Origin of the sequence: Enterobacter sp. T1-1 (assembly GCF_000710795.1) — a bacterium.
Taxonomy (GTDB): domain Bacteria; phylum Pseudomonadota; class Gammaproteobacteria; order Enterobacterales; family Enterobacteriaceae; genus Enterobacter; species Enterobacter cloacae.
The window spans coordinates 1-5,600 of sequence record NZ_JALW01000106.1; the positions used below are offsets into that span (position 1 = coordinate 1).

The 5,600-nt window shown below is 56.1% G+C and carries 6 protein-coding genes and 2 tRNA genes; 4 read left to right on the forward strand and 4 right to left on the reverse strand.

What is annotated here, in order from left to right:
- Positions 1-13 precede the first annotated feature (13 nt).
- The 3 genes from AK59_RS0123090 (at position 14) to AK59_RS0123100 (ending at position 691) form a co-directional block, all read left to right on the forward strand.
- Positions 14-89 (forward strand) — tRNA-Val (locus AK59_RS0123090).
- Positions 90-93: 4 nt separating this feature from the next.
- Positions 94-169 (forward strand) — tRNA-Lys (locus AK59_RS0123095).
- Positions 170-349: 180 nt separating this feature from the next.
- Entirely contained in the window at positions 350-691 is a 342-nt protein-coding gene (locus tag AK59_RS0123100) for a FlxA-like family protein (RefSeq protein WP_013098192.1), read from the forward strand.
- Here the strand turns inward: AK59_RS0123100 and AK59_RS0123105 are convergent.
- Entirely contained in the window at positions 688-1,623 is a 936-nt protein-coding gene (locus tag AK59_RS0123105; protein WP_029883926.1) for a LysR family transcriptional regulator, read from the reverse strand. The two genes, AK59_RS0123100 and AK59_RS0123105, sit on opposite strands and share 4 nt — an antisense overlap.
- A gap of 89 nt (positions 1,624-1,712) precedes the next feature.
- Here AK59_RS0123105 and AK59_RS0123110 point away from each other — a divergent pair, with 89 nt between their 5' ends.
- Complete coding sequence (locus AK59_RS0123110; RefSeq protein ID WP_029883927.1) at positions 1,713-2,708, forward strand: bile acid:sodium symporter family protein; 996 nt, start codon at positions 1,713-1,715, stop codon at positions 2,706-2,708.
- Here AK59_RS0123110 and AK59_RS0123115 read toward each other — a convergent pair.
- The 3 genes from AK59_RS0123115 to zipA form a co-directional block, all read right to left on the reverse strand.
- Positions 2,705-2,920, reverse strand: coding sequence for a DUF3820 family protein (locus AK59_RS0123115; RefSeq protein WP_003861328.1), 216 nt, complete (start codon positions 2,918-2,920; stop codon positions 2,705-2,707). The two genes, AK59_RS0123110 and AK59_RS0123115, sit on opposite strands and share 4 nt — an antisense overlap.
- A 1-nt stretch (position 2,921) precedes the next feature.
- Positions 2,922-4,937 (reverse strand): NAD-dependent DNA ligase LigA, encoded by a 2,016-nt coding sequence (ligA, locus tag AK59_RS0123120; RefSeq protein WP_013098195.1) that lies wholly within the window; start codon positions 4,935-4,937, stop codon positions 2,922-2,924.
- A gap of 69 nt (positions 4,938-5,006) precedes the next feature.
- Positions 5,007-5,600 (reverse strand): cell division protein ZipA (zipA, locus tag AK59_RS0123125; protein ID WP_029883928.1); only part of this gene is annotated, 594 nt, incomplete at its 5' end.

Below are 5,600 nucleotides of genomic sequence, written 5' to 3' on the forward strand. Positions count from 1 at the left end.
ATAGATCCAGCGGGGGTGATTAGCTCAGTTGGTAGAGCATCTCCTTTACACGGAGGGGGTCGGCGGTTCGAGCCCGTCATCACCCACCATTTCGGGTCGTTAGCTCAGTTGGTAGAGCAGTTGACTTTTAATCAATTGGTCGCAGGTTCGAATCCTGCACGACCCACCAATGTAAAAAAGCGCCCTAAAGGCGCTTTTTTACTATCTGCGATATGGACGGTTCGAATCTTTTGCACAGAAACTTCCTGTAGCCGCTCCAGCCAGCCTAACGCCCTGCCAGATATAGCAGTTTTCCTCAAGCTCCCACCATCGGTGCCGATATCTCTGTTTTATGGTAAGAGGAAAGACTATGACGACCATTCAGACATCAACCCACCCTATTCAAACCAGTAACAGTGGTGGGAGTGCTTCCAGTGGCAACGATATTGCTGCCCAAATCAGCCGCATTACGGAGCAAATCACCAAACTGACTCAACAGCTAAAAGAGCTGCCAGAGAGTGCCGGCAGCCCGGAAGAGAAGAAAAAACAGCAGGAGCTCATTCAGGCACAGCTTAAAGTGCTGCAGACACAGCTTGCACAACTATTGCGCCAGCAGGCGGAAGAGGCCCAGAAGAAACAAGATCAGAAGCAGGGCAAAGTGGAAGGGGTAAACAACCCATCAGATGTCAATCAGATCGATATTTACATCTAATCATCTGCAGCATTAAACAGTGGGTCGCGTATGCGGGCTTCGGTTAACCGTTGCGCCTGGATACGCACCACTTCCCAGATAGCCTGTGCCGCCCCCGAAAGAGAACGATTTTTTCGTCGAACCAGCATCAGCTTTCTGTCAACCACCGGGGTCAACCGTCTTACAGCCAGCCGGCTCCCCTGTGGCAACGGCAGCGCCAGGGCAGGCAATACGCTGATCCCAATGCCTGCCTCAACCATAGGAAACAGCGTAGCCGGGTGACCAATCTCCTGCACGATGGTTGCTTTTACCCCCTGAGCATTCAGCGCGGAGTCAATCAACGGACGGCTGCCCGATGCATAATCCTGTAAAACCAGTTTCGCGCCCTGCAGCGTCTGCCAGCTGACATGAGGCAGTATTGCCAACGGATCGTCGTCCCGACAGAGCAGCAAAAAAGGCTCAGAAAGCACAATCTCACATTCCAGGTCACTCACCTGGCCGGGATCGATGACGATGCCAAAATCCACATCGCCCTGGCGGATGCTCTCCAGCACCCACTGTTGCGGCCTGTCGTGCAGCACAAAATCGATATCCGGATAGCGCTGATTACCCTCAGCAATACACTGCGGAATAAGATGCGCCGAAATCGTCTGGCTTGCTGCCACCCGTACGGTGCCAGAAAGCTGCTGCCCCAGTCTCCCGACATCCCTGAGCGTGCTGTTCAGTTCATCCAGTAACCGCTCCAGTCGCAGTGCCAGCTGCTGTCCGGCTTCGGTTAATACCACTTCACGCGTGGTGCGGTCGAGTAGACGCACACCTGTCTGGAGTTCCAGTTCTTTCACACTGTGGCTGACGGCCGACTGGCTCAGGCCAATGATCTCCCCTGCCCGGCTGAAGCTGCGGGCATGGGCCACGGTGACAAAAACGCGAAGCTGACGTAAGGAATAATTCATCTGTTTAATTCATGAATAGATGCAATAAATCAATTTTATTTCTCAAAGGGAACAAAGCACAATAGCGACATCTGTTTTCAGGAGTCATTATGAAACTATTTCGTATTCTTGATCCGTTTACACTTACCCTGGTCGTCACTGTTTTACTGGCCTCCTTCTTCCCCGCGCGCGGCGGTTTTGTGCCATTCTTTGAAGGACTCACTACCGCGGCCATCGCGCTGCTGTTCTTTATGCACGGCGCCAAACTCTCCCGCGAAGCCATTATCGCAGGGGGAAGCCACTGGCGACTCCACCTGTGGGTCATGTGCAGCACCTTTATTCTTTTCCCAATACTCGGCGTGCTGTTTGCGTGGTGGGCTCCGGTCAATGTTGACCCGGCGCTCTATACCGGTTTCCTCTACCTCTGTATTTTGCCAGCCACCGTCCAGTCCGCGATTGCCTTTACTTCGCTGGCAGGCGGCAACGTCGCGGCCGCTGTCTGCTCGGCATCGGCATCAAGCCTGTTAGGGATTTTCGTCTCGCCGCTGCTGGTTGGCCTGCTGATGAATATGCACGGTGCAGGCGGTAATCTGGAGCAGGTCGGGAAAATCTGTCTGCAGCTGCTTCTGCCATTTGTCCTTGGTCATCTTTCTCGTCCGTGGACGGGGGCGTTTGTGGCGAAGCACAAGAAATGGATCTCAAAAACCGATCAGACGTCGATCCTGCTGGTGGTTTACTCCGCCTTCAGCGAAGCCGTGGTGAATGGTATCTGGCATAAGGTGGGCGCAGGCTCGCTGCTGTTTATCGTAGTGGTCAGTATCGTCCTGCTGGCGATAGTCATTGCGGTAAACGTCTTTGTGGCACGCAAGTGCGGCTTCAACAAAGCAGACGAAATCACCATTGTGTTCTGCGGCTCGAAGAAAAGCCTGGCAAACGGCATCCCGATGGCCAACATTCTGTTCCCGACCTCAGTGATTGGGATGATGGTACTGCCGCTGATGATTTTCCATCAGATCCAGCTGATGGTCTGTGCGGTACTGGCGCGTCGTTACAAGCGTCAGACGGAAAAACTGGCGCAGGAAGAGACCCGCGCCGCGAAGGCTTAAGGACGTTTCAGGGGCTGAACCAGCTGGGTCAGCCCCTCGGTTTTAATCAGTAGCGTGATGGCCATCAGCTCACCCAGTCGTCCCGCCGGGAATTCATCCTTTCGGGCAAACCACAGAAGGTACTCTTCCGGCAAATCAATCAGCCTGCGGCCCTTATATTTACCGAACGGCATCTCCGTATTGGCGATCTCGACGAGCTGCTCTTTTTCCACGTTACTCTCCCAGCAGACGCATCATTTCTGCTTCATCGATTACCTCAATCCCGAGCTCCTGCGCTTTTGCAAGCTTGGAACCGGCGGCTTCCCCGGCGATCACCAGATCCGTTTTCTTCGACACGCTGCCCGCCACTTTTGCCCCCAGTGCCACCAGACGCGCCTTCGCATCATCCCGTGAAAGCTGGCTGAGACTGCCGGTCAGTACTACCGTTTTACCGGCAAACGGGCTGTCGATCTCTTCGGCATTGACGACGACCGGCGCAGGCCATTTAATGCCCTGCTCCAGCAGTTTTCCGATGACGTCGCGGTTGCTCTCTTCGGCAAAGAAGTTAAAGACGTGCGTGGCCACCACAATGCCAACATCAGGCACTTTTTGCAGCTCCTCAATGCTCGCTTTCTCCAGCGCGTCCAGCGTGCCAAAGTACGCCGCCAGACCTGCAGCGGTGGCTTCACCCACCTCACGAATACCAAGCGCATAGAGGAAACGGGCAAACGTGGTCTCTTTGGCGGCTTCCAGCGCATTCACCACATTCTGAGCCGACTTCGGCCCCATGCGGTCAAGACCGGTCAGCTTACCCGCCGTCAGTTTGAAAAGATCCGCAGGCGTATGGACATACTCTTTCTCAACCAGCTGATCGATAATTTTGTCGCCCATGCCGTCAACGTCCATTGCCCGTCGGGAAACGAAATGCTTGAGTGACTCTTTACGCTGCGCGCCACAGATTAATCCCCCGGTACAGCGAGCCACCGCTTCGCCTTCCACACGCTCTACGTCTGAGCCACATACCGGGCAATGCGTCGGAAACACGATGGCGCGCGTATCATCAGGGCGCTCTGACTGAACCACGTTGACGACCTGCGGGATCACATCTCCCGCCCGGCGAATCACCACTTTGTCACCAATACGCAGGCCAAGACGATCGATTTCATCCGCGTTATGCAGCGTGGCGTTGCTCACCAGCACACCGGCCACGTGCACCGGCTCCAGACGCGCAACCGGCGTGATGGCTCCGGTACGACCCACCTGGAACTCCACATCGCGGACAAAGGTCATCTGCTCCTGGGCCGGGAATTTAAACGCCACAGCCCAACGTGGTGCTCGCGCCACAAAGCCTAGCTGCTCCTGAAGCGCAAGCGAGTTAACCTTGATCACCACACCATCGATATCAAAACCGAGCGTCGGGCGGTCTTCTTCAACCTTGCGATAAAACGCAAGAACCGCCTCCGGTGAGTCGCAAAGCTGCACGCGGTTGCTGACCGGCAAGCCCCACGCTTTAAACTGCAGCAAACGCCCGAGGTGGGTGTCCGGCAGCTCCCCTCCTTCCAGAATACCGACGCCATAGCAGAAGAAAGTAAGCGGTCGCTTCGCGGTAATACGCGGGTCCAGTTGGCGTAAAGAGCCTGCCGCCGCGTTGCGCGGGTTCGCAAATACCTTCCCACCGGTGCGACGCGCCTCTTCGTTGATTTTCTCGAAGCCCGCCTGCGGCAGGAAAACTTCACCGCGCACTTCCAGACGAGCAGGAATATTGTCGCCGTGCAACTTCAGCGGGATCGCGCGGATGGTACGCACGTTGGTGGTGATGTCTTCCCCGGTAGTGCCATCACCGCGCGTTGCGGCACGGACCAGCACGCCGTTTTCATACAGGATACTGACGGCCAGGCCATCCAGCTTCAGCTCACAGCACCAGGTCAGGGCGTCGCTGCTTTTGAGTCGATCCTGCACACGCTTATTAAAGGCGAGGAAGCTCTCTTCATCGAAGACGTTATCCAGAGAGAGCATCGGCACTTCATGACGTACCTGGCTGAACGCACCTAGCGGTTCAGCGCCGACACGTTGGGTTGGCGAGTCCGGGGTGATCAACTCCGGGTGCTGCGCCTCTAAATCGCGCAGTTCACGCATCAGGCGATCGTACTCCGCATCCGGCACTTCCGGTGCGTCCATCACATGATAAAGGTATTCATGATGGCGAAGCGTGGTTCGCAGTTCAGTGATTTGTTGTTCGATTGAGTCCATATCGCACCATCAATGAGAAAAAACCCCCGACAGGCGGGGGTTGAGGAGGAGTTGAAGAGAACGCGTCGATTACGCGTTGGCTTCCTTAACTTCGCGGATGCGGTCCTGATACTCGCGCAGTTTCTGCGGCGTCATCATGCGACGCTGGTCGTCGAGCACCACACCACCCACTTCGTCAGCGATGTGCTGAGCGGACTGCAGCATCAGCTTAAAGTTTTGCAGTTCGTCACCGTAAGACGGAACCTGCATAAAGATCGTCACGCCCGGCGTTACGAAATCGCCCGTCATTTCAGGGTCGAAGGTGCCAGGGTTAACCATGTTGGCCAGGCTAAACAGCGCCGGGCCGCTACCGTCCGGGCTCAGGTGGCGATGGAAAATATTCATGTCGCCAAACTTGAAGCCAGCCTGTTGAATACTGTTAAGCAGCACGTCACCGTTCAGATGGCTGCCGTGATGGGCGGCCACGTTCATAATGATCACCGCTTCTTTACGCTGCGGTTTTTCAACAACCGGTTCTGGCTCTACAACGGGCTCTGGCTCAACCTGCGGTGCCGGGGCTGGCTGTGCTGCAGGCTGCGCCTGAACAGGCTGTTGCGGCGGGTGCTGCACCCGCTGGGGGGGGGGGGGGGGGGTGAGGGGGGGCGCCGGGGGGTTTGGGGGGGG

What these genes read in the sequence shown, in the direction of transcription:
- AK59_RS0123100 (WP_013098192.1), top strand. Translation starts at nt 350, where the DNA reads ATGACGACCATTCAGACATCAACCCACCCTATTCAAACCAGTAACAGT.
- AK59_RS0123105 (WP_029883926.1), bottom strand. Translation starts at nt 1,623, where the DNA reads ATGAATTATTCCTTACGTCAGCTTCGCGTTTTTGTCACCGTGGCCCAT.
- AK59_RS0123110 (WP_029883927.1), top strand. Translation starts at nt 1,713, where the DNA reads ATGAAACTATTTCGTATTCTTGATCCGTTTACACTTACCCTGGTCGTC.
- ligA (WP_013098195.1), bottom strand. Translation starts at nt 4,937, where the DNA reads ATGGACTCAATCGAACAACAAATCACTGAACTGCGAACCACGCTTCGC.